This window comes from Citrobacter sp. On2M (assembly GCF_018035235.1).
GTDB classification, from domain to species: domain Bacteria; phylum Pseudomonadota; class Gammaproteobacteria; order Enterobacterales; family Enterobacteriaceae; genus Citrobacter; species Citrobacter meridianamericanus.
This window is the reverse complement of sequence record NZ_WPCV01000004.1, coordinates 1438744-1458637: the sequence shown is the minus strand read 5'-3', so window position 1 is coordinate 1458637 and position 19894 is coordinate 1438744. Positions and strand designations below refer to the sequence as shown.

Here is a 19894-nt window from a genome sequence, read left to right as displayed (position 1 = left end):
CGCTTGCATCATTGCTGTCTTTTGCCACCCTTATAGGATGATTAAGCAAAAGAACAATGACATGCTACCAACAGCTTCTCGTATTCCCCACGCCATGACTCAGCATGGCGACACCCGCGTTGATAATTATTACTGGCTGCGAGATGACACCCGCTCGCAGCCAGAAGTGCTGAATTATCTGCAACAAGAAAATGCGTATGGCCGCCAGATTATGGCCTCGCAGCAGGCCTTGCAGGATCGCGTCCTGAAAGAGATTATCGACCGAATCCCGCCTCAGGACGCTTCCGCCCCCTATGTGAAGAATGGTTATCGCTACCGGCATATTTATGAACCGGGGTGCGAATATGCCATTTATCAGCGTCAGTCTGCCTTGAGTGAAGAGTGGGATGAATGGGACACGCTGTTGGATGGTAATCAGCGTGCGGCCCACAGTGAGTTTTATACGCTGGGCGGGCTGGCGATATCTCCGGATAACACCATCATGGCGCTGGCCGAAGATTATCTTTCTCGTCGGCAATATGGTGTGCGGTTTCGCAATCTGCAAAGCGGGAACTGGTATCCGGAAGTTCTGGAAAACGTTGAACCGGACCTGATCTGGGCGAATGACTCGCAGACCTTCTATTATGTGCGCAAACATGCAACCACTCTGCTCCCGTATCAGGTTTGGCGGCATACTGTCGGCTCGCCATCATCCCTGGATGAGCTGGTATATGAAGAGGCTGATGACATGTTTTATGTCAGCCTGCATAAAACCACATCGTTACACTATGTCGTTATTCATGTCGCCAGCGCGACCACAAGTGAGGTTTTGCTGCTTGACGCGGAGCTGGCGGATGCCGAACCGTTGGTATTTTTAGCTCGGCGTAAAGATCACGAGTACAGCCTCGATCACTATCAGCATACGTTTTATTTGCGTTCCAACCGCAAGGGTAAAAATTTCGGCCTGTATCGCACCCGGGTACGTGATGAACAAGCCTGGGAGGCGCTGATCCCGCCGCGCGACAATATTATGCTGGAGGGCTTTACGCTGTTCACAGACTGGTTGGTGGTGGAAGAGCGCCAGCGGGGCTTAACCAGCCTACGCCAGATCAATCGTAAAACGCGTGAAGTGGTCGGTATCGCCTTTGACGATCCGGCTTATGTGACCTGGCTTGCCTATAACCCTGAGCCGGAGACATCGCGCCTGCGTTATGGCTATTCCTCCATGACCACCCCGGACACGCTGTTTGAACTGGATATGGACACCGGGGAACGTCGCGTGCTCAAGCAGACGGAGGTCCCCGGATTTGATGCGGCGAACTATCGCAGCGAACACCTATGGATCACTGTGCGTGATGGTACAGAGGTTGCGGTTTCGCTGGTTTACCATCAAAAGTACTTCCTGAAAGGGAAAAATCCGTTACTGGTTTATGGCTATGGCTCGTATGGCGCCAGCATGGACGCCGATTTCAGCAGCAGTCGCTTGAGCCTACTGGATCGCGGCTTTGTGTATGCCATTGCCCATGTGCGTGGCGGCGGTGAGTTAGGGCAACAATGGTACGAAGACGGTAAGTTTCTGCAGAAGAAGAATACCTTCAATGATTACCTCGACGTCTGCGATGCACTGCTAAAAATGGGCTATGGCGCACCTTCGCTATGTTATGGCATGGGGGGAAGCGCCGGAGGAATGTTAATGGGTGTCGCCATCAATGAGCGCCCCGAACTGTTTCATGGCGTCATTGCACAGGTGCCATTTGTCGATGTGCTGACCACAATGCTGGATGAGTCAATTCCATTGACGACCGGTGAGTTTGAAGAGTGGGGTAATCCGCAGGAGGAAGAGTATTACACCTACATGAAAAGCTACAGTCCGTATGACAATGTTACCGCGCAGGCTTATCCGCATCTGCTGGTAACGACGGGCTTGCACGACTCTCAGGTGCAATACTGGGAACCGGCAAAGTGGGTGGCAAAACTGCGTGAGCTGAAAACGGACGACCATCTGCTGTTACTCTGCACAGATATGGATTCCGGGCACGGCGGTAAATCCGGACGTTATAAATCTTACGAAGGCGTGGCCCTGGAATACGCTTTTTTGATTGGGCTGGCGCAGGGAACACTGCCTGGGTAAGCCTAAACTCAGGCGTTATCCAGATAGTGTTTCAGCGTTAAGCGCAGCTCCGGGCTCATGCTGTCGAGGTTATTAAATAACCAACGCAGATAGCCCGGGTCGCGTTCCGCCACTTCTGACACCGGTTTTCCACGGTACTTACCAAAAGTGAAAGTGGTCAGTAATGCGGGGCGGCCGGTAATATCCACCATCTGTTCTGTTGTCCAGCCTGACGTCTGCATAATGTCGATCAGGAGTGCGGCGGTGATATAACAATCGTACAGGGCGCGGTGATGATGCAGGCCTGCTGGCGTCTGGACGCTCAGCTTGCGCGATTTATACAGCGCCATATTGCTGTATTTTATTCCCGGCCACAAACGCCGGGAGAGTTTCATGGTGCAAATCCACTCTCCCGGCATGTCGGGTAATACGCGGCGGTCAAAGCTGGCATTGTGCGCCACGTACCACTCGCTGCCGTAATACTGCGGGATGATATCTTCAATCCACGGTTTATCGGCCACCATCGCTTCTGTAATGCGATGGATTGCCATCGCCTGGGGGCTGATTGGGCGGTCAGGACGCACCAGATGGCTCATTGGATTAACTATTTTTCCGTCAACCACGTCGACAGAAGCAATCTCAACAATGCCTCCCTGCAGACCACAGGTTTCTGTATCTATTATGCGCAACATACCATGCTCCTGACCCAAAACGACTAGCGTAATGGAATGATATCACCTTGCCAACCCCGTGGCGTGCGTTGACCGGTTAAGAGCAAAGAACCGCTATCTGCGCGAACAATCAATCGACCGCGCTCATCCCATAACGCGCTGCTGCCACGCGCATTGGCCATTAATACCGCAATGGCAAACTTGTGCGAGAAACACTGTAGACGAGATGTGGAAGAGAGCAGCTCAGGTTCACTGACGGACTGAGAACTGGTGAACAGTGAGTAAGCAGGGTCGATATCGCTTCCTTCTGGCTGGCTATCCACAACGCTGATGGCATTTTGCTGTCGGGCGATACAGGCTCCGTGACTATGATGAAACATTAAGGGCGAGGTCATCCTGGGAGAGAAAAGCGCGATGCCTTTTACGAACCGGTTGTTATGTTCCACCGGTAGTCCTGCAATGATCGTCATACGATAAGTCACAGCGGCATGGGCGAGAGGTTCTAACAGCGCTTTATCGGGTGGGGCAGGCAGCGCGTCATGTTCATCGACACAACCTAACAAGGAGAGGGAAGGGAATACCAGCAATTCACATTGGCATTGAGCGGCTGCCTGAATGAATTGCAGGTGATGTGCGACATGCTCGGTAACTGAGGTATGAAGAGGTTCGTACTGTGCTGCTGCGATTTTCCAGTGTGACATAATGATTTCCTTTTCATAGTGTCTACAATCATCCTTAAAGTATAGATTAAGAATATACTTATACTGTAGCAGCCATCATGTAAGGAATCGTAACGTAATATAAGTTTTATTTAACTTTAGGCTCGTAAGGTAAACGGGAAAGGGAAACGGATGCCAGTCGGTGCGCGATAAGCCTTTCGCGAAACCAGTCGCGTAAATGTTCGGGCTGTTCACGTTCAACAACTTCAGCAACAACGGGCATGTTGTATCGCTCCTTAAACGCAACACCCGCAGCGGCCAGGTCAACATTGACCTTATCCATCTCCGCCTGCTCAAGTTTGGCCAGATTGATGTTCATGGGCTTCTCCTTTTCTCTGTCTTTCGGCGCGCAAAGTTACTAAGAGTGTGCATTAATGGCAAGACCGAAATGATGATTCTCGACTCGATCATTGTAGAAGGTTATTCTCTATAGATTAGACATAACAAAAAGGAATAGTTGAAATGGCTTCATCTGCATCTCTGCTTCGCAACGCTCTCATCGTACTCGCCAGCGTGCTGGCAACGCCCGCAGCCCTGGCGCATGCTCATCTGACAAAACAAAATCCGGCTGCGAATGCTGAGGTTACGACATCTCCTCAGGCGTTGACGCTGAATTTTTCTGAAGGCGTGGAACCCGGATTTAGCGGAGCAACGCTGACAGGCCCAAATAAAGAACAGATCAAAACGGGCAAGGCGTCTCGCAGTGAACAGGATAAAACGCAATTGATTGTTCCGCTTGCTCAAACGCTTGAGGCCGGGAAATACACGGTCGACTGGCACGTCGTCTCCGTGGATGGTCATAAGACAAAGGGGCAATATACCTTTAGCGTGAAATAACCAATGCTGGCATTTACCTGGGTTGCACTGCGTTTTATCCATTTTACCACGCTGATGCTGGTGTTTGGCTGTGCGCTTTACGGCGCATGGCTGGCTCCCGTTTCGGTTCGTCGTTTAATGATGCGTCGTTTTTTGCGTCTGCAACAGCATGCCGCAGCGTGGAGCTTCATCAGCGCGACGCTGATGCTGGCGATCCAGGGGGGGTTAATGGGCTCAGGCTGGCGGGATGTTGCCTCTACTGACGTTTGGGGTGCCGTGCTGCAAACGCAGTTTGGTGGCGTATGGCTATGGCAAATTATCCTCGCGCTGGTTACGTTGGTGGTGACAATTATGGTCCCGCGCAACATGCCGCGACTGCTGTTAATGTTGACGATTGCGCAGTTTATTTTGCTAGCTGGCGTCGGACATGCAACGCTGCACAGCGGTATCGTTGGGGCATTCCAGCAGGTTAACCACGCCCTGCATCTGGTATGCGCTGCCGCCTGGTTCGGCGGTTTGCTGCCCGTACTTTACTGTATGCGAATGGCGCATAGCCGCTGGCGGGAACAGGCCATCAGTACCATGATGCGCTTTTCCCGCTTTGGGCATCTTTTCGTTATCGGTGTTTTACTTACTGGTATCATGAATGCGCTGTTTATTGTCGGTTTTTCCATTCCCTGGCACATGGCTTACGGGCAACTGCTTTTGCTAAAAGGTGCTCTGGTGATGCTAATGGTGGCGATTGCGCTGGCGAATCGGTATGTTTTGGTACCACGCATGCGGCAGGATAACCGCAGTATGACTCTCTATTTTATTTGGATGACTAAGCTGGAATGGGGAATTGGGGCGGTTGTGCTGGCGATAGTCAGCCTGTTTGCCACTCTCGAACCTTTCTGATTGATGGACTGGCGAAACGCATGAAAAAAATCATTATCTCGTTATTACTACTGACAAGCTCTGGGGCCGCGCTGGCTGCGCCACAGGTCATTACCGTCAGCCGTTTTGAGGTTGGCAAAGATAAGTGGGCGTTTAATCGGGAAGAGGTGATGCTGACCTGCCGTCCAGGAAACGCACTGTATGTCATCAACCCCAGTACGCTGGTGCAATACCCGTTGAATGATGTCGCCAGACAGCAAGTAGAAAGCGGGAAAACCACGGCGAAGCCGATCGAGATTATCCAGATTGATGACCCGGCGAAACCGGGTGAAAAAATGAGCCTGGCGCCGTTTGTGGAGCGTGCAGAAAAGCTCTGTTAATTGCCAGATGTAGCGCTCTGATTTCCAATAAAAAACCGCAAGGATCTCGCAGGAGAACTTGCGGTTTTAGCGTTTGGATGCGTGACGATCGCCCTTTTTTTCCGGCCACTTTAGTCGCGGACTGGAAAACCTGGCGCTGTCATCTATTCTTAAATAGCAGGGTAACTTAGCCTGCATTAATGCCAACTTTTAGCGCACGGCTCTCTCCCAAGAGCCATTTCCCTGGACCGAATACAGGAATCGTATTCGGTCTCTTTTTATCGGGCTTTAATTTCAGTTACTTAGGACTCTATGTCCGAAAATGTCCGAAATTTGTCCGAATTCAAATATTCGGTCTTTATCCGTTATACCACACCATTTTTAACATTCACAATTCATTTACGAAGAAAAATTAGATCAGCACATACTCTTTTTTTCTCGTATCAAGATACTTCTCAGTCATTTTTTCTGACTTGTGTCCCAGCAGTTTTTGCGCAAAATCCTTCCCGAATTCCTTCTCATACATCCTTCCTGCCAGACTCCGAATTTCATGAAATGAAGGTGGGTTTTCTGAAAACTTTAAACCAGAAAAATTTCGTGCTTTCACAAAACCTTTTGTCAGACTGTCCAGGTTTATGCTTCCGTCTTCGCTGTTTTTTCTGATCCCGGGGCTTATCAAAAAATCGCATCGACTGACAAGCCGGCAGCGATCGATGATGGTCGACAGTCTCAGGCCGGATGCTTTCAACGTCAGTGAAAGTGGGATAGCAAGGCAAGACCCGGTTTTTTGTTGTTCGATGTACAGTCGGTCATCTTTAATGTCACTGAAGCGCATCCGGGCGACGTCTTCACGTCGCTGACCGGTGACTAGGGCGAGATCCATCGCCAGGCCGAACCATGCTGGCATGCGCTCTGCACCAGCACGAACGGCCACAAACATTTCATATTCCAGGCGTTCGCGCAGCACTTTAATTTTCGGTGCTCGAGTTGGGTCCACAGGATTGGAATCAACACGCCCTTCCACAACGGCCTCACGGAAAACATCAGACAGTACTGATCGCATGGTTCCTGCCATCGTTGTTTTGCCGCACTCCGTCCAGCGATCAATAAACTCAGCCACATCTCGGGTGGTTATGCTGGCCAGTATCATTACGCCAAAGTATTCTCTAATGGTCGCCAGCTGCCCGGCGCGAACTTTGTAAGTATTGGTCGCCAACTTGCGTCGTTGCAGGATAATTTCGTACCGATCGAGCCAGCTGGCCATGGTGTATTCATTAGTACCTTTCAGTTGTTCGAGCAGGGCGATTGGAGTGTAATTTTTATCGATGTAGTGATTTGCTTCAATGGCCTGGGCGATCGCTTCCCTGCGCGAAATTTTACCCAGAGATATCTCTTTTCCGTCGACGGGATTGCGCCAGGAATATGACTTCCTGGCTTTACGATAGGTCAGATTCTTAGGCAAATTAGCGTCATACTTGTCCGGCCTCGCCATCGATAATCCTCTCTATCAATCGCCCTTTTAACGGGTGTCTGCTTTGGTTTGTATTGATCGTTTTACAATATTTATTTGGTCGGATAAAAACCGCATCCGGCCTAACGCGATACTGGGTGCCTTCCTTCTCTGGTGCTGGGTAGATATTCCCGTTTCGCGCCCATTTCCTTAGCGTTCCTATTGGTGGCGGTACTTCATATCTGAGTTCCGCCCAGCGTTCGAGTGATACAAGTTTCACTTTCACCTCGATAGCCAGCCATTACGATACACGCAACAGCCAGCACAGGTTGATTGTCAAAAATCAGCAATGCCGGGAAGCCTTCGCAGGTATCGAACACCGGTCATTGCAGTTGCTACATAACTGCGTCGGCGGGTGATAACCTCGACAGTTACTTTTTTGCCGTTAATAAGTACGGTGTACATGGTCTGAGTGTGTTGCTTGCCATGTTCACCGAACTTTTCAGCATGCGCCTTTAAGGCTGTTGCACATGCCTTACCGAAAACAGGATCATTTTTACTGCGATTTATCAGGCGCACGCGGCATACTCCGATCAAGGACCGTTTCCATCCTGCGGATACAATCGCGGATGCGGGCTATTTGTGTTTCCGGGAACTGGCTTTTGCCCATCGTTTCCAGAGTTTCGCGCAAGCGTTCATGTTGAACCTTTTTCTGTAATATGCGGGCACACGCCCGCAATGATTCGCCGACGCGGCGTTTTTCTCTCTGGGCAAAAACACGGCATAACTCGAGAGTAACAAGTGTGTCCGGAAACTCACTGAATCGGCTAACGGCGATCGCTTCTTTGGCAATGTTCAATATCTTGACTCCTCTTCAATAACGCTATTAACCAGATGGCAGACACTTTCTGCTATCTCGTGGTGTTCCCTGCTATATGCCGGGTTCGCGCACATTCCCTGCAGAGCAGCGAGCGTCAGCTGCTGGCGGTAGGTGAGGGTTATCGGTTCGGGATTTGATACTGGAGTTGGTTCGGGGTCCTTTTTCGGCTTAACGGTAACAACGGGCGGATCGATCACCACCGCTTTTGGTGGTTCCGGGCGGCGATATTCCACGATCGCATCGAGGGCGATTTTCTGGCGCACAGCGGCATCATCAGTCCAGCCATCAAGAATTGTCGTTGCAACATCGTGAATTTCTTCATCGCTAAAATTGGGCGACAGACAAAATTCAGTGGTGGCTATATCTATGATCAGCAGCGGGGTTACTTCAGCGATGAGGTGGCCGGTGCAGGTAACTACGCCTTCCGCTTCTTCTTTACCCATAATGTCAGTACGTCCGGAAAGCAGGTCGTTCAGCGCGTGAGCAATCTCAATTTCGCGGGCATCCATCGGCAACCGATCGTCTTCCTGCTCGGTCACTTCCGTTTTTTCACCTTCATTTGAGGCGCTATTGGTAAATGCCGCCTCCAGCTCTCTGTCGAGTTCCGCAGCGCGAGCCGGGCAGACTGCTGGTAATTCAGTTTTGTCCTGTAAAGTCTGTTCGGTTTGATCATTGTGAGATGTCTCATCAATTTTTTGTGGCAGCGGGGCGGATGTGCGGCCGCAGGCGATATCAACAATCAGCGGATCTGGATTGGCGTGATCTGACTCAGTAAGATTTTTATTGATGTACTCGCGCAGCTTTACGGGGTCACGGTAGATATCCTCCGGAGAGGATTTAATAAGGGCGATAATTGCTGCCTTTGAATAATCCAGAATACCAGGCGTGCGGCGGAACTGTTTCCACCAGGCGGTAAAGCGCTCATCGGTGCCGGTTTCTTCCATTTTTTTTGCACGCTCATGAACAGCATGTGGCAGTTCGTAGATGTCGAAATCCATAGCAATACCCAGAATACCAAGGCACGTCTCATGGCGCAGGGTTGCCAGCGTATGGGGAAGAACGCGATCGGTTTGGTTTCCGCCGCCCAGGGTGCAACCTGATTCGGTGTGCGTCTCGTTGCCGGTTTCTGCGCTGTCCGTGGTTAATTTGACGGGTTCGCGTTGCGCGGGCGGAGTTTCGATCCACTTAACAATCGGCCTTTTGAAATCGGGCCATTGTGCCGTTTCTTTGACAGTTGCACGCAGATGCGCCAGCAGTTCTTCCTGACGTTCCGGCAGCAGCGCCAGCACGCGAGATTCCCGGGCGATGGCTTCAGCCATTTCACGAGCAAAACTGCTTTCTTCATCGTTTACCAGATCCATTACCTGACCGTATTGATTGGCTGTGATTTCCTCGACAGGTCCAAACAGCACCAGGCTGGCGGCGCGATAGTTAGCTGGTAACGGTCTTACTGCTATCATTTTTTCTGCGACTGTACCATCACCAGCAAGTTCAGGCTCAACCAGCACGCGTTCAGGTTTGCCGGCTTCAGCATTCCAGACTATTTCATCAGAGAAAAAATCAGGAGTTAATACGCCCATAAGTTCAGGTCGTGGGACGTCTTCGCTGTCCTCCCATACTTTAGGTTTGAAATAATCATCAGCAAGTTCTGGTGCAAATTGCAGAAAAATTCCGTGTAACATTACCTGTGCCGCGGATTTATTTTTTGCTCTCACAGCGCCAGCGTAAACTGGAAGGTCTTTATTTTTCTCAAGCGAACCTTTTTTAGGTTCGAGCATTCCAGAAAAAATATTTAATTCAATAGTCATAACAACCTCAATAATGTTTATGTGAATGGCGTACATTGCTTCTGCTTATATTGCAGTGCCGCGGTTCATGAATTTGTTTGTAGGAGATAGCATGCTCAAGGCTACAGAAATAAGCAGTCACTACTCTCCTATGAATTCTTTTTGTTGATTTATACATGGAGTCATCAGAACTCCATTTTTTGCAATACGGACAGCACTCAAGTGTCACTTACCCTCCCTGCATGGCTGGTTATGACAGGGCCATCATTGATGGATATAGTTAGCCCTGCCAGTTAAGGCATAAATAAAAACTCTCTTAATTGTTTGAAGTTATCGAAGGGGGTAAATAAAAATTCAGCGTAAAAATTCGCTAATATTAACCCTCTGGTCGTTAACTATTTTGGTCATTACTTTGATGAAGCACATATCCAGCACCGCCTCATCTTTATATTTTTGGACGCCGGTTATATCAGCCACAGCTTTTTTATATTCAACTTCAGCTGTACGCTGGGCAATATCGTCGCTGGTAAATTTAACCATTGGCACGCACCATCCTGAGCAGAGATTCAGTGTGATCGAGAGTAGCTTTCTGTTGTTCGTACAGCGCTTCAAGTTCAGCTGTAAGGCGGTCGAGAAAAACAGGAACGCTTAACTGATAAATAAAATTATTTACTGAGCTTTCCACATCAGGATCCCCGTCCGGTATAACTGGCTGTGAATTTTTCATAAACCCTCCGGTAAAAAAGGTGCCCATCGTGGGAGATGGGCAAAGACCACGCGGCACACACAGCAATTAATCACATCTGCAAGCGCACTCCGCCTGTTTCACACCTGTCACCCATAACTGGTAAGTGAAAGAGTGCGCTTGCATGTTGTTCCCTGAAAAAGGCTGGCGGTTACCGGAAATACACGGGAAAACACCGGGCCGCCAGAACAGGGTTCTACTTCTTATTGCTTTAGCCTGCTTTTAACCACATAAGGCGCGGTGGATCCTGCTATTCCCCAACAACAAGGATTCAGTTAATCTGGATATCCCCAACAATAATATGAGTACTCAAAGTGATCGCTGAACTTTCAGCGGCTATGACCGCTATCAAGGAGACTGCCGGTCTCGTCAAAGTTATCAATGACGCGAAGACTGATGCCGAAGTTAAAGCTGCAACTATCGAACTTCAAAACAAATTAATTGCGCTTCAGGCGGAATGCTTCTCCCTCGGCGATGTGATCCGCCAGCGCGAGGAAGAGACAATGCTTCTCAAAGCAAAAATTGCAGAGTTTGAAGACTTTAAGAGCCAAACTGAAGGTTATGAGCTTGAGCGTCTTGATTCTGGTACGTTGGTGTACTCGAAAAAGGTACTTGTGAACGAGCGACCCGAGTCTGTGTACCTTTGCCCACATTGTTTTGCAAAACATGAAGTATCGATACTTCAACCCATGGAGGTTATGTGGAGTGCCGGTCATTTTCGAACTCATTGCCCCTCCTGCGAAAATATGTTTTGGATGAACTCAAGACAAGTAAGTGTCTAATTGTGTTGGGTATATCCAGATTGTTAAAGAGCGAAGCGTCCAGTAGGGCGCTTTTTTTGTTTCTGGCCCTGTATCGCCAGGGTAAGCGGAACATTTTGATTCTGAGTAATCACTGCGTGTGGTTACTTGATGGGATAAACTTAGATTAACTTAAGTTTTCAATCAAGATTTATTTTGTAGAAAAACCTAAGTTTTTGGGCGTCGAAACATAACCCATTGATTTTATGAGTTGAATATTTTTGTTTATTTTACTCGGGCTTTTCTTTTTCTCTTCTCCGCTTCTAGCAGTTCTTGAAGGCGGATGCTGTTGTTTTCGTTACGGGCGCGTAACTCTTCTAGGAAGCCAATCTGATCTGACTCGGGAAGTGAATCGAAGAGTTCTAATAACTCTAATTGAATCTCAGTTAACTCTCTTTGCTCTTCTAATGGTACTGGTGCTCCGGGAATTTGGGCTTCATCACCAAACAGAAGCCATGCTGGGGCGCATTGCAGGCCTTTGCTAAGGGCAAACAGCCTCTTTCCCGCCGGCTGAGTTTCATCGCGTTCCCACTGAGAAATCGTGACGTGCGCAACCTTTACCAGTTTGCCCAAGGCGGCCTGGGAAAGGTTTAACTCTTTGCGTCGCCTTAAAAGACGAGTACCGAAGGTTTCTTTGTCCATATTAGGTAATTCTAAATTCTCTTGACTTAAATTTCCCTACGATCTACTTTCCTTAGGAAAACCTAAGGAGATGTGATCGTGTTTAAAAAAGACGCAGTTAATTTTTTTGGAAGCAAATCAAAACTGGCAAAGGCTGCTGGTGTCGCTGCTTCATCTGTTTCTGTATGGGGCGACCTCGTACCAGAGAAAAATGCGATGAGACTGCAAATCGCTTCTGGTGGTGCCCTGCGATATGACCCTCAGGTCTATGACAAGCATGCTAAAGCAAAACGGTCAGGAGAATTGAATGATGAAAATCAATGAAATCAAATTGCTGGCTATCGAGCTGGAAGAGTGGGCGATGAAGGATGGCAGGAAAGGGGGCTGGAAAAAGATAGTCCCGCTGATTACAGCGCATCACTACGGTGATTTGCTGGAAAGTCTGGCGGATATCGCCGACCCGTCAGAGTATGCGCGCCGTCTGCACAACAACACGCAGATCATCCAGCGGGCATTTCGAAATGACACGCCGAACTATCGTGGTCAGGCAACTGCGCTGACGCCAGCAATCAGGGCTGCGATGGATTCAGAACTGGCTGGTCAGCATGACTTACATAACCTGGTGGCTATTGCGAATCGCGAGTGCATCGAAGCGACCAGCGCGGTACTGACTGGTAAGCCCATGCAGGTAATCCGCAAAGAAACGGCAGAGGCAATTCAGGCGCTGGCCGATCTCATCCCCGGCGTCAGCATCCAGTTTAACCATATTGGTCCGCGCGCGGCGTAACAGGAGGATCCCATGCTTGCCCAGGAATTAGTAGACCGTATGAAAAATGCGATGAAGCACAGAGTACCGGCGGAGACAGTCGATCGCAGCGCTGAACTGATTCCGGGGATGAAATACCGCAACGAACGCGGACGCATGGTGACGGTAATGAGAGTTTCTCATCTTCGGGTTATGTACCGATACGAAGGCTATCAGGATATCTGCGAGACCAGTCGCAGAGAGTTTGATTTGAAATTTAAGAAGGTGCAGCAATGAGTCTTGATGCCATGCGCTGGGCTAAGAAAGCTAAAACGGGGCGATCGTCTGCCAAGTCAGTTCTGACCTGGATGGCGGACATGTGCGGCGCAGACTTTACGACATACCCATCAATTGCGGCGCTGGCCGAGGCTACAGAACTGGATAAAAAAACTGTCCAGGCCAGCCTGCAGCATTTAGTGGAAAACGGTTTTATCCAGGATACCGGAGAGCGCCGCGGACGCACAAAGCAAATCCCCGTTTACAAGCTGGTGGGCGTTGAGGAAAGCATCGAAGACGCAGAACGAACCCAAAAACGGGAACATTACCAAAAACGGGATACTTTAAAGAAACCCAAAAACGGGACTGTTAAACCAAACACCCCCAAAAACGGGCGTATTAAAAGCGGTGAAACGATCCCGTTTTTTCCGTCAAACGATCCCAAAAACGGGATACGGAATCCCCCAGAGGAATCAAAAGACTTAAACCCCACACATAACGCGCGAGAGTCAGAGGTCGAACCAGTTAACAACAACCCGGTTCCTGAATACCCCGGACAGCCTGGTATGAATTTTCCCGCCGGAGAGTCATTTGGGAAGGTCCCAATGACCATTGACTGGAAACCGTCGGCTGACTTTCGCCAGCGTGTTGGATTCTGGGGCATAACGATCCCGGATGGACTGAACCTCAGAGCCGAGCTGAACAGCTTCATTGCCTACTGGCAGCCAGAGAGCAAAGTTTTTTACCAGTCGCAGTGGGAGCAGAAATTTGCCCGCCACCTGCAACAGGCCAAACCAACTAAACCGCGAGGTAACTCACATGCAGGACTGGATCCAAACTCCACAGCAAACGCAGCTGTACAGCGAGCACGCGCAGCACGCGCTGCACAACTCCGCGCTCGAGGAGAAGGCGTGGAAGTTCTGGGTTCTCATGCTGGAAATTTACTCCAGCCGATGGGAAACCAAAAACGGATCGGCTCCGTCGGACCTATGGATTGCTCAGATTGGGAATTTGACCAGCGACCGGATGACGAGCGTCTGTAACGCGATGGTTGCCCGCTGTGCGGCGGGTAATTCATGGCCACCTGACCTGGCTGAGTTCGTGACGCTGGTGGCTGACTGTGACGGCGGGAAGCTTGGACTGAAGGTTTCGGACGTTATGGCGGAATACAGGAACTGGCGCAACGAATCTTACCGTTACGCCAGCACTGAGGAATATTTCATTGACCGCAAATGTAATCCGGTTCTGTACCAGATTTGCACCGAACTTCGCCGAACTGGTGTTGAGCGACAAATGACCCAACCCGAGCTGGAGAGACTGGCTGCGGACCAACTGGTGAAGTGGGAAAAACACCTGGAGGATGGCAAGCCGATCCCTCCGGTAAGAAAACAGATTGCGGCGCCACGCCATCCGGCAGGACCGACACCCGCGCAGCAGCTGCTTGAAGAATACAAACGCCGTAAAGCGGCTGGCTTAATTTAACCTGGAGAATTTTATGGAAACCATTTTAGGCGTACTGAAAGCGATGGAAAAAGCGACTGCCCGTGAAATTGCGGCGCGCATGAAAATTGAGCCTGCGGCGGTGATCGGGATGCTTCGTGAGCATGAAGAACGTAACGAGGTTATTCAGGTTAACGGGTACTGGAAAGTTTCCACCGGGGAAGTTAAATCACAGCCCACGGCGGAAAGTTCTGTCAGCAAAACACCGGCAGGTGTATCAGTCAGCGACGTCATCGCATTACTGGCGGAACATGGACCACAGACATCCCTTGAGCTGGCAACACTGGCAGGTATTGAATCCAAGCGTGTGGCGCCAATGCTGACTCACCACATGACAAAAGGGCGGATCATCCGCGAAAAAGTGGGCAGTAAGTTTGTTTATTCGGTGCCGGCCGCTGGGCCAATGAAAAACAAAAGCTCTGCACCACAGGGACCGGAGACATCAACTCCACCAGTACCAGAAAAATCTGTCACTGAGATTGTTGAGGAAATCCCCGCTTTCGTCAGCCGTCCTGATGATCTGCTGATCCCTACGGTACGCGGTATCTCAAGTGAGATTCGTCGCACGAAAGCGAAGCTGGCCAACCTGGAAAAACTTCGTGAAGCCGTTCGCAGCATTCGCAAACACAATGCGCTGTTGCAGGAGTTGGCGCAATGAAACAAAGCGAATTACCACGCTGTCCGGAGTGCGGGAACATGCCTGAATTTGCGCTGAAGCCAAACCATATGGGGTGGGTATGGGGCGGATTGAAATGCCCGTATGACCATTACCGTGTAAATTTGAACGGTCCGGCCGGTAGCCGCGCACAGGCAGAAAAGAGGCTGACGCCACAGTGGATTGAACTGGTCGAAAAAGTTACCCTGGAGGCTCAATGACAACTAACAACCACCCGGCGAACGGTCCTGTTTCACTCGATCGCCTGCACCAGCTACGCGAAACACTTAGCAAAGCAGCAGCACAAAGCGACGGTGGTAATCTTGGCTACGCAATGGCTGATGCAGTGAAAGTGATTGATGAGTTGCTGAGTAGGGGGAATTGTTACGAAGCCAAAACAAACTATTCTCGGCGTATGTGTCGGATTCCGAATAACTGATTACATCAATTATGGTCCGCCAGTGGCCATATCGGGTTATGAGATCGACCTGGCGCGTGATATTCTTCCAGACAATTTTTCTATGCGCCACCATGAGGTTTTATAGCCCGCATGTTGATTTACTAGGATTTGATTATGAACGTGCAACATTTTGATTTTTTTACAGATAGTGAGTTATCTATTCTGCAACGATATCAAACGTGTAAGGCCATGGCTAAAGGTTTCGCGGGCAATTTTAAAACTGAACAGTCCAGGTTAATGCAGGCTCGCTCTTATTGCTCCTTTGTTGTTGCAGCTTATTGGGAAGCTCTGGCAAAAAAGCAAAAAAGCAACATAAAAATGAGAGCTGTGCCAAATACAGTCCTGTTAGAGGACGTCTCTTGCGATGCTCAGGAGCTCGCTGAGCGAACTGGTGCCTTGATTGCAAGATTTCCCTCGGAGGACGCTGGTTATCTTATCGGTTCCATTTATACAGTTATGCTACCTTCGGCCTATCGTTCGGAAATGGGGGCGTATTATACACCACCACCTTTAGTTTCCCGGTTGTTAGATTTGGCTGAAAAATCCGGTGTTGATTTTTCTCATGCAACAGTAATTGATCCGGCATGTGGTGGGGGGGCGTTTTTGGCTCCGGCAGCTATAAGAATGCTGAAAAAAGATAAAGGCTCTTCTCCAGAATGGATTTTTAGGAGAATCAGTAGGCGGCTGAAAGGAATAGAAATAGACCCATTTGCTGCATGGATGAGTTCAGTTTTGCTTGAGTCGGTTCTTATGCCATTGTGCATAAAAGCTAAGAGAAGATTACCAGAAGACACGATTATTGTTGGCGATGCGCTCCATCACGACAAAATTACTGGCTATGATCTCGTCATTGGTAACCCTCCTTATGGACGAGTTACTCTCGATACTCAGATGAGAGAAAGGTACGCTCGCTCGTTATTTGGTCATGCTAATCTGTATGGCTTGTTTACTGATTTGGCCGTTCGAATGGCGAAAAAGGAATCGGGAGTTGTTGCTTTTTTGACGCCAACGTCTTTTCTTGGCGGTCAGTATTTCACCGCGCTTCGGACTCTTTTAACAAACAAAACTACACCGATTGCCTTTGATTTCGTCTCTGATAGAGATGGTGTATTTGATGACGTACTTCAGGAAACAATGCTAACTGCTTTCCGGTCAGGAGAGCACAAAGTTAAAGCCCAAGTATCATCACTTATACCAAAAGGACTCAATAAAGCGAAAATTGAGAAAATTGGTTCTGTTGAGATTGAAAAGGGCGGGGCTATATGGCTTTTACCACGGTTTAAAGAAGATGCTCGCTTCTTACAAAACCTGAAAACAATGCCGACACGTTTATCTGAACTTGGTTACTCAGTCTCAACTGGCCAACTGGTCTGGAATCGCTTTAAGTCACAACTGCGAACCACTAAAGGTAAGAATAGCTATCCATTGATCTGGGCCGAATCTATAACGTCAAATGGATTTCGATTTAGTGCAGACAGGAAAAACCATGTCCCCTATATTGATATAGCGCCAAAGCAGGATTTTCTTGTTACTACAACGGAATGTGTCTTGATTCAGAGAACAACTTCGAAAGAACAGGATAAAAGAATACTTGCAGCTATCTTGCCTCAAGAGTTTATTGATGAAACTGGTGGTGTTGTAGTCGAAAACCATATTAACATTGTGTATTCGAACGGATTGTTCTCTGAAATTAAGCCTGAAGTGGTTGCACTTTTGCTTAATTCCCAAACAGTTGATCGGGCATTTAGATGTATAAGTGGAAGTGTCGCTGTATCAGCTTACGAATTGAATTCTATCCCCCTACCTTCTCAAGAACAGGTGTTAGAAATCCAATCTATGCTTGAGTCTGGCGCACATAAGCGAATCATCGAGAGGACTATTGCAGGCTTCTATGGAGTAACATTTGCATGAATCTACCTTCTATTCCCTCATTAAAAACCATTCAGGAAAGGCTTCCATTGATTTTTCCCGAAGGGACGGAGAATCGCGGATATGTAATTCGGGATATGGCAGCTAAGACAATTTTTGTAATGTTTTACGCTGGAGCTATTGATGGCCTGGAACGATGGATTAGGCCCAGTCAGGTTGTCAATATGGGGGACTCTCAGTCGGTTTTAGTTGATCCTGATAGCCGGGAAAGTTGGATTGCAATGACTTACTCGAAAAAGAAAACGCAACCCTCAGATGCCTGGTATGCCGAGAATACGCGTGAACCAATACGGGATGAGACTATACGTAGTGGTCTTATACCTTGTAATGCAGTTGTGGAACGCAAAGGGGTTCCAACTACCTCGTCAAAACCACGCTACTGTTTAAACCGATCATTTGCATCACTTTTTGATGAAACATTGGGCAGTGAAGAGCTTTTGAGTGCAATCAATGAGTGGCAAGAACAGTATTTGAATAAAGCAGCCCTGTCGAGAATTCGTCTTCTGAAATCAGGGGCAACCATTGCTGATGATGCTGTAGTAGTTACTTTTCCTAACGGGGAAAAGCGTATGCTGGCTCCCGGGCCTTCGAGTGTGATAGCTAAAGCTGTAATAGAAGTTTTTGCACCTAATTTCCTTAAAAAGCCAGCAGTGCTTTGGTTGTCTGAATCAGGAAATAAAGTGGTTGCGCGTGATGAGACCCTGGCGCAAGCATTGGGGCTAAAGATTGACGCCTCAAAAGCCCTTCCAGATATCATTCTGGTTGATCTTGGCGATGATCGAACAGGGGCAGATATGCTTGTTGTTTTCACCGAGGTAGTCGCAACGGACGGACCTATCAATCGGGAAAGAAAAGTTACACTCACCAGTCTGGCTATTGATGCTGGTTTTAGTGAGAAACATCTGGCTTTTCTAACTGCATTTAAAGATCGAAGCGCGGCATCATTCAGAAAAGCAATACCTGAGCTGGCCTGGGGTTCTTACGCATGGTTTGCTTCCGAACCCGAGCACTTGATTGACCTCAAAGATGGTGAGCCAGTAAAGCTGAGTCAAAGATAAATCTCTTTTGAACAATAGCATACAGCCGAATTAAGGGACCCAGCAGGGTCCTTTTTTTAACTTTTCGTGCTCTTAAACCGTTGATCATTCCAGTGTATAGGTGTACTGTACAAATATACAGTATATGCAGTGGAGGCTATTATGAAAGTTGAACTAACCATTGATCGTACTAAAGAACTTCCAAAGGGAGCTGTTCCGGCACTGGAGAAAGAATTGCTCAAAAGGTTGGGCAACCACTATGAGAACTGCAGCCTGAGCGTACGACGTGCAGGCTCCGATGGTTTAAGTGTGTTTGGGGGCGACAAGGAAGATAAAAAGAAAATAGAGACTATCCTCCAGGAAACCTGGGAAAGTGCAGACGAGTGGTTTGTTAACTAACACCCCTTAGCTGGTAGCTCCTGCTGCCATTTTTTAAATCGAGTTTCCGCATCGCCTCGCGCAATTATTGCCAGGTAATTCAGGTCGATTCAGGTGTGGGAATCTTTGCAAGGGGCATCTCATGCAAATTCCGGATGATTTAATCCCAGGGTTATCGCCATTTTGCTGCTGGTGGCCGTCGCATTTATCGGCGGAAATGCCTGGAGTAACCGCGGCTGGGAAAAGAGATGGGCGGAACGTGACAGCGCGGAATCATCGCAAACAGCGAATGCGCAGACTGTAGCCCGCATGATTGAACAAGGGCGCATAATTGCCCGTGATGAGGCTGTAAAAGATGCACAAGCACAAGCCGCTAAATCTGCTGCCACTGCTGCTGGCCTGTCTGCCACTGTTAGCCAGTTGCGCACCGAAGCAACAAAGCTTGCCGTCCGCCTGGACGCCGCAAAGCACACCGCAGATCTTGCCGCTACCGTCAGAAGCAAAACAACCGACGCCGACGCCAGAATGCTTGCCAACATGCTCGGAGATATTGCAAAAGAAGCTAAATATTATGCTGGAATCGCTGACGAGCGCTACCGGGCAGGAATGACGTGTGAACGAGTGTATTATTCGGTGAGAGAGTCAAATAATTACAGGGGGAATTGAAACTCCCCCTGTAATATTACTGCAAAAAAGTTACTACATATCATCAGATGGAACCAGATGAATAAGAACAGATTTTTCACCATATGAAACTGATAAGTATTCACTCAGTTTTGATATAGCTGAAATCTGTCTGAATAACCTGTTGGAGTGCTGGAATAACAACTTTCCGGAAATTCTTCTGCAATGGATTTTACTTTTAGTGACCATTCGCCTCCTTATCTGTAGAGGTGGGTAACGAATTTAAAAAGCATTCTGCTTACTTAGGGGGAACATCCTGATGACTGCCTGCAATATTGCAAATTCCATTTTCATTGTATGAACCACCTGAATCAAGGCACTCATCTTCCATCAGGAATTTCTGCGACCACATACCTGCATAAAAAACGAAGATAATAGCTACGGCAATGATGATGATGTTTTTCATTTATGTTCTCT

29 protein-coding genes are annotated in these 19894 nt (G+C 48.6%); 17 read left to right on the top strand and 12 right to left on the bottom strand.

Annotated elements, in window-relative coordinates; genetic code table 11:
• The first annotated feature begins 61 nt into the window (after positions 1–61).
• Entirely contained in the window at positions 62–2110 is a 2049-nt protein-coding gene (gene ptrB / locus On2M_RS17345) for an oligopeptidase B (protein WP_210905211.1), read from the top strand.
• An 8-nt stretch (positions 2111–2118) separates the two neighbouring features.
• Here ptrB and exoX read toward each other — a convergent pair whose 3' ends face one another.
• The 3 genes from exoX to On2M_RS17330 all read right to left on the bottom strand — a co-directional run bounded on the left by exoX (position 2119) and on the right by On2M_RS17330 (position 3798).
• Positions 2119–2781, bottom strand: coding sequence for an exodeoxyribonuclease X (gene exoX, locus On2M_RS17340; protein WP_151225607.1), 663 nt, complete (start codon positions 2779–2781; stop codon positions 2119–2121).
• Between the two features lie 23 nt (positions 2782–2804).
• Complete coding sequence (locus On2M_RS17335; RefSeq protein ID WP_151225606.1) at positions 2805–3461, bottom strand: carbon-nitrogen hydrolase family protein; 657 nt, start codon at positions 3459–3461, stop codon at positions 2805–2807.
• A gap of 106 nt (positions 3462–3567) precedes the next feature.
• On the bottom strand, positions 3568–3798 hold the full coding sequence (locus On2M_RS17330) for a DNA polymerase III subunit theta (protein ID WP_003034925.1): 231 nt from the start codon (positions 3796–3798) through the stop codon (positions 3568–3570).
• A 143-nt stretch (positions 3799–3941) separates the two neighbouring features.
• Between On2M_RS17330 and yobA the strand changes: the two genes are divergently transcribed.
• From yobA to On2M_RS17315, 3 genes are read left to right on the top strand one after another with little or no spacing between them, the layout of a single operon-like run.
• Positions 3942–4316, top strand: coding sequence for a CopC domain-containing protein YobA (yobA, locus tag On2M_RS17325; protein ID WP_151219475.1), 375 nt, complete (start codon positions 3942–3944; stop codon positions 4314–4316).
• Between the two features lie 3 nt (positions 4317–4319).
• Positions 4320–5192, top strand: a complete 873-nt coding sequence (gene copD, locus On2M_RS17320) for a copper homeostasis membrane protein CopD (protein ID WP_210905210.1) — start codon at positions 4320–4322, stop codon at positions 5190–5192.
• A 20-nt stretch (positions 5193–5212) separates the two neighbouring features.
• Positions 5213–5551 (top strand): YebY family protein, encoded by a 339-nt coding sequence (locus On2M_RS17315; protein WP_200012723.1) that lies wholly within the window; start codon positions 5213–5215, stop codon positions 5549–5551.
• Positions 5552–5942: 391 nt separating this feature from the next.
• On the opposite strand, the gene On2M_RS17310 is transcribed toward On2M_RS17315, so the two are convergent.
• The 7 genes from On2M_RS17310 to On2M_RS17280 form a co-directional block, all read right to left on the bottom strand.
• Positions 5943–7022: a tyrosine-type recombinase/integrase gene (locus On2M_RS17310; protein ID WP_148373922.1), complete on the bottom strand. Its 1080-nt coding sequence runs from the start codon at positions 7020–7022 to the stop codon at positions 5943–5945.
• On the bottom strand, positions 7000–7260 hold the full coding sequence (locus On2M_RS17305; RefSeq protein WP_072211989.1) for an excisionase: 261 nt from the start codon (positions 7258–7260) through the stop codon (positions 7000–7002). Before On2M_RS17305 ends, On2M_RS17310 begins: the two co-directional genes overlap by 23 nt.
• A gap of 56 nt (positions 7261–7316) precedes the next feature.
• Entirely contained in the window at positions 7317–7559 is a 243-nt protein-coding gene (locus On2M_RS17300; protein WP_210905209.1) for a DUF4060 family protein, read from the bottom strand.
• Positions 7537–7839 carry a hypothetical protein gene (locus On2M_RS17295; protein ID WP_210905208.1) on the bottom strand — a complete coding sequence of 101 codons (303 nt, stop codon included), beginning with the start codon at positions 7837–7839 and terminating at the stop codon, positions 7537–7539. The genes On2M_RS17300 and On2M_RS17295 overlap by 23 nt, the downstream gene beginning before the upstream one ends.
• Positions 7836–9704 (bottom strand): hypothetical protein, encoded by a 1869-nt coding sequence (locus tag On2M_RS17290; RefSeq protein ID WP_210905207.1) that lies wholly within the window; start codon positions 9702–9704, stop codon positions 7836–7838. The genes On2M_RS17295 and On2M_RS17290 overlap by 4 nt, the downstream gene beginning before the upstream one ends.
• A gap of 297 nt (positions 9705–10001) precedes the next feature.
• Positions 10002–10187, bottom strand: coding sequence for a hypothetical protein (locus On2M_RS17285; protein WP_210905206.1), 186 nt, complete (start codon positions 10185–10187; stop codon positions 10002–10004).
• Positions 10180–10374 (bottom strand): hypothetical protein, encoded by a 195-nt coding sequence (locus On2M_RS17280; protein WP_210905205.1) that lies wholly within the window; start codon positions 10372–10374, stop codon positions 10180–10182. The genes On2M_RS17285 and On2M_RS17280 overlap by 8 nt, the downstream gene beginning before the upstream one ends.
• A gap of 332 nt (positions 10375–10706) precedes the next feature.
• Between On2M_RS17280 and On2M_RS17275 the strand changes: the two genes are divergently transcribed.
• On the top strand, positions 10707–11174 hold the full coding sequence (locus On2M_RS17275) for a hypothetical protein (RefSeq protein WP_255588646.1): 468 nt from the start codon (positions 10707–10709) through the stop codon (positions 11172–11174).
• Between the two features lie 243 nt (positions 11175–11417).
• Here the strand turns inward: On2M_RS17275 and On2M_RS17270 are convergent, their stop codons facing one another.
• Positions 11418–11834, bottom strand: a complete 417-nt coding sequence (locus On2M_RS17270) for a helix-turn-helix domain-containing protein (protein WP_210905204.1) — start codon at positions 11832–11834, stop codon at positions 11418–11420.
• A 78-nt stretch (positions 11835–11912) separates the two neighbouring features.
• Here On2M_RS17270 and On2M_RS17265 point away from each other — a divergent pair, with 78 nt between their 5' ends.
• The 12 genes from On2M_RS17265 (at position 11913) to On2M_RS17210 (ending at position 19459) form a co-directional block, all read left to right on the top strand.
• Entirely contained in the window at positions 11913–12137 is a 225-nt protein-coding gene (locus On2M_RS17265; protein WP_181634590.1) for a Cro/CI family transcriptional regulator, read from the top strand.
• Entirely contained in the window at positions 12121–12600 is a 480-nt protein-coding gene (locus On2M_RS17260; protein WP_247605004.1) for a toxin YdaT family protein, read from the top strand. Before On2M_RS17265 ends, On2M_RS17260 begins: the two co-directional genes overlap by 17 nt.
• 12 nt (positions 12601–12612) lie before the next feature.
• Positions 12613–12855, top strand: a complete 243-nt coding sequence (locus On2M_RS17255) for a DUF4222 domain-containing protein (RefSeq protein WP_210905203.1) — start codon at positions 12613–12615, stop codon at positions 12853–12855.
• A complete protein-coding gene (locus tag On2M_RS17250) occupies positions 12852–13877 on the top strand; it encodes a DnaT-like ssDNA-binding domain-containing protein (RefSeq protein WP_210905202.1) in 1026 nt (341 codons plus the stop codon). Before On2M_RS17255 ends, On2M_RS17250 begins: the two co-directional genes overlap by 4 nt.
• Positions 13861–14316, top strand: a complete 456-nt coding sequence (locus tag On2M_RS17245; RefSeq protein WP_080756048.1) for a replication protein P — start codon at positions 13861–13863, stop codon at positions 14314–14316. The genes On2M_RS17250 and On2M_RS17245 overlap by 17 nt, the downstream gene beginning before the upstream one ends.
• Before the next feature lie 13 nt (positions 14317–14329).
• Positions 14330–14992, top strand: coding sequence for a DUF1627 domain-containing protein (locus tag On2M_RS17240; protein ID WP_210905201.1), 663 nt, complete (start codon positions 14330–14332; stop codon positions 14990–14992).
• Positions 14989–15210 carry a hypothetical protein gene (locus On2M_RS17235; RefSeq protein ID WP_210905200.1) on the top strand — a complete coding sequence of 74 codons (222 nt, stop codon included), beginning with the start codon at positions 14989–14991 and terminating at the stop codon, positions 15208–15210. The genes On2M_RS17240 and On2M_RS17235 overlap by 4 nt, the downstream gene beginning before the upstream one ends.
• Positions 15207–15428, top strand: coding sequence for a hypothetical protein (locus tag On2M_RS17230; protein ID WP_210905265.1), 222 nt, complete (start codon positions 15207–15209; stop codon positions 15426–15428). Before On2M_RS17235 ends, On2M_RS17230 begins: the two co-directional genes overlap by 4 nt.
• A 135-nt stretch (positions 15429–15563) precedes the next feature.
• A complete protein-coding gene (locus On2M_RS17225; protein WP_210905199.1) occupies positions 15564–17360 on the top strand; it encodes an N-6 DNA methylase in 1797 nt (598 codons plus the stop codon).
• Entirely contained in the window at positions 17357–18436 is a 1080-nt protein-coding gene (locus On2M_RS17220) for a BsuBI/PstI family type II restriction endonuclease (RefSeq protein ID WP_210905198.1), read from the top strand. The genes On2M_RS17225 and On2M_RS17220 overlap by 4 nt, the downstream gene beginning before the upstream one ends.
• 141 nt (positions 18437–18577) lie before the next feature.
• Positions 18578–18814, top strand: coding sequence for a DinI-like family protein (locus tag On2M_RS17215; RefSeq protein WP_210905197.1), 237 nt, complete (start codon positions 18578–18580; stop codon positions 18812–18814).
• A gap of 153 nt (positions 18815–18967) precedes the next feature.
• Positions 18968–19459 (top strand): DUF2514 domain-containing protein, encoded by a 492-nt coding sequence (locus On2M_RS17210; protein ID WP_210905261.1) that lies wholly within the window; start codon positions 18968–18970, stop codon positions 19457–19459.
• Positions 19460–19715: 256 nt separating this feature from the next.
• Here On2M_RS17210 and On2M_RS17205 read toward each other — a convergent pair whose 3' ends face one another.
• Complete coding sequence (locus tag On2M_RS17205; RefSeq protein ID WP_151225584.1) at positions 19716–19883, bottom strand: lytic enzyme; 168 nt, start codon at positions 19881–19883, stop codon at positions 19716–19718.
• Between the last annotated feature and the right edge of the window lie 11 nt (positions 19884–19894).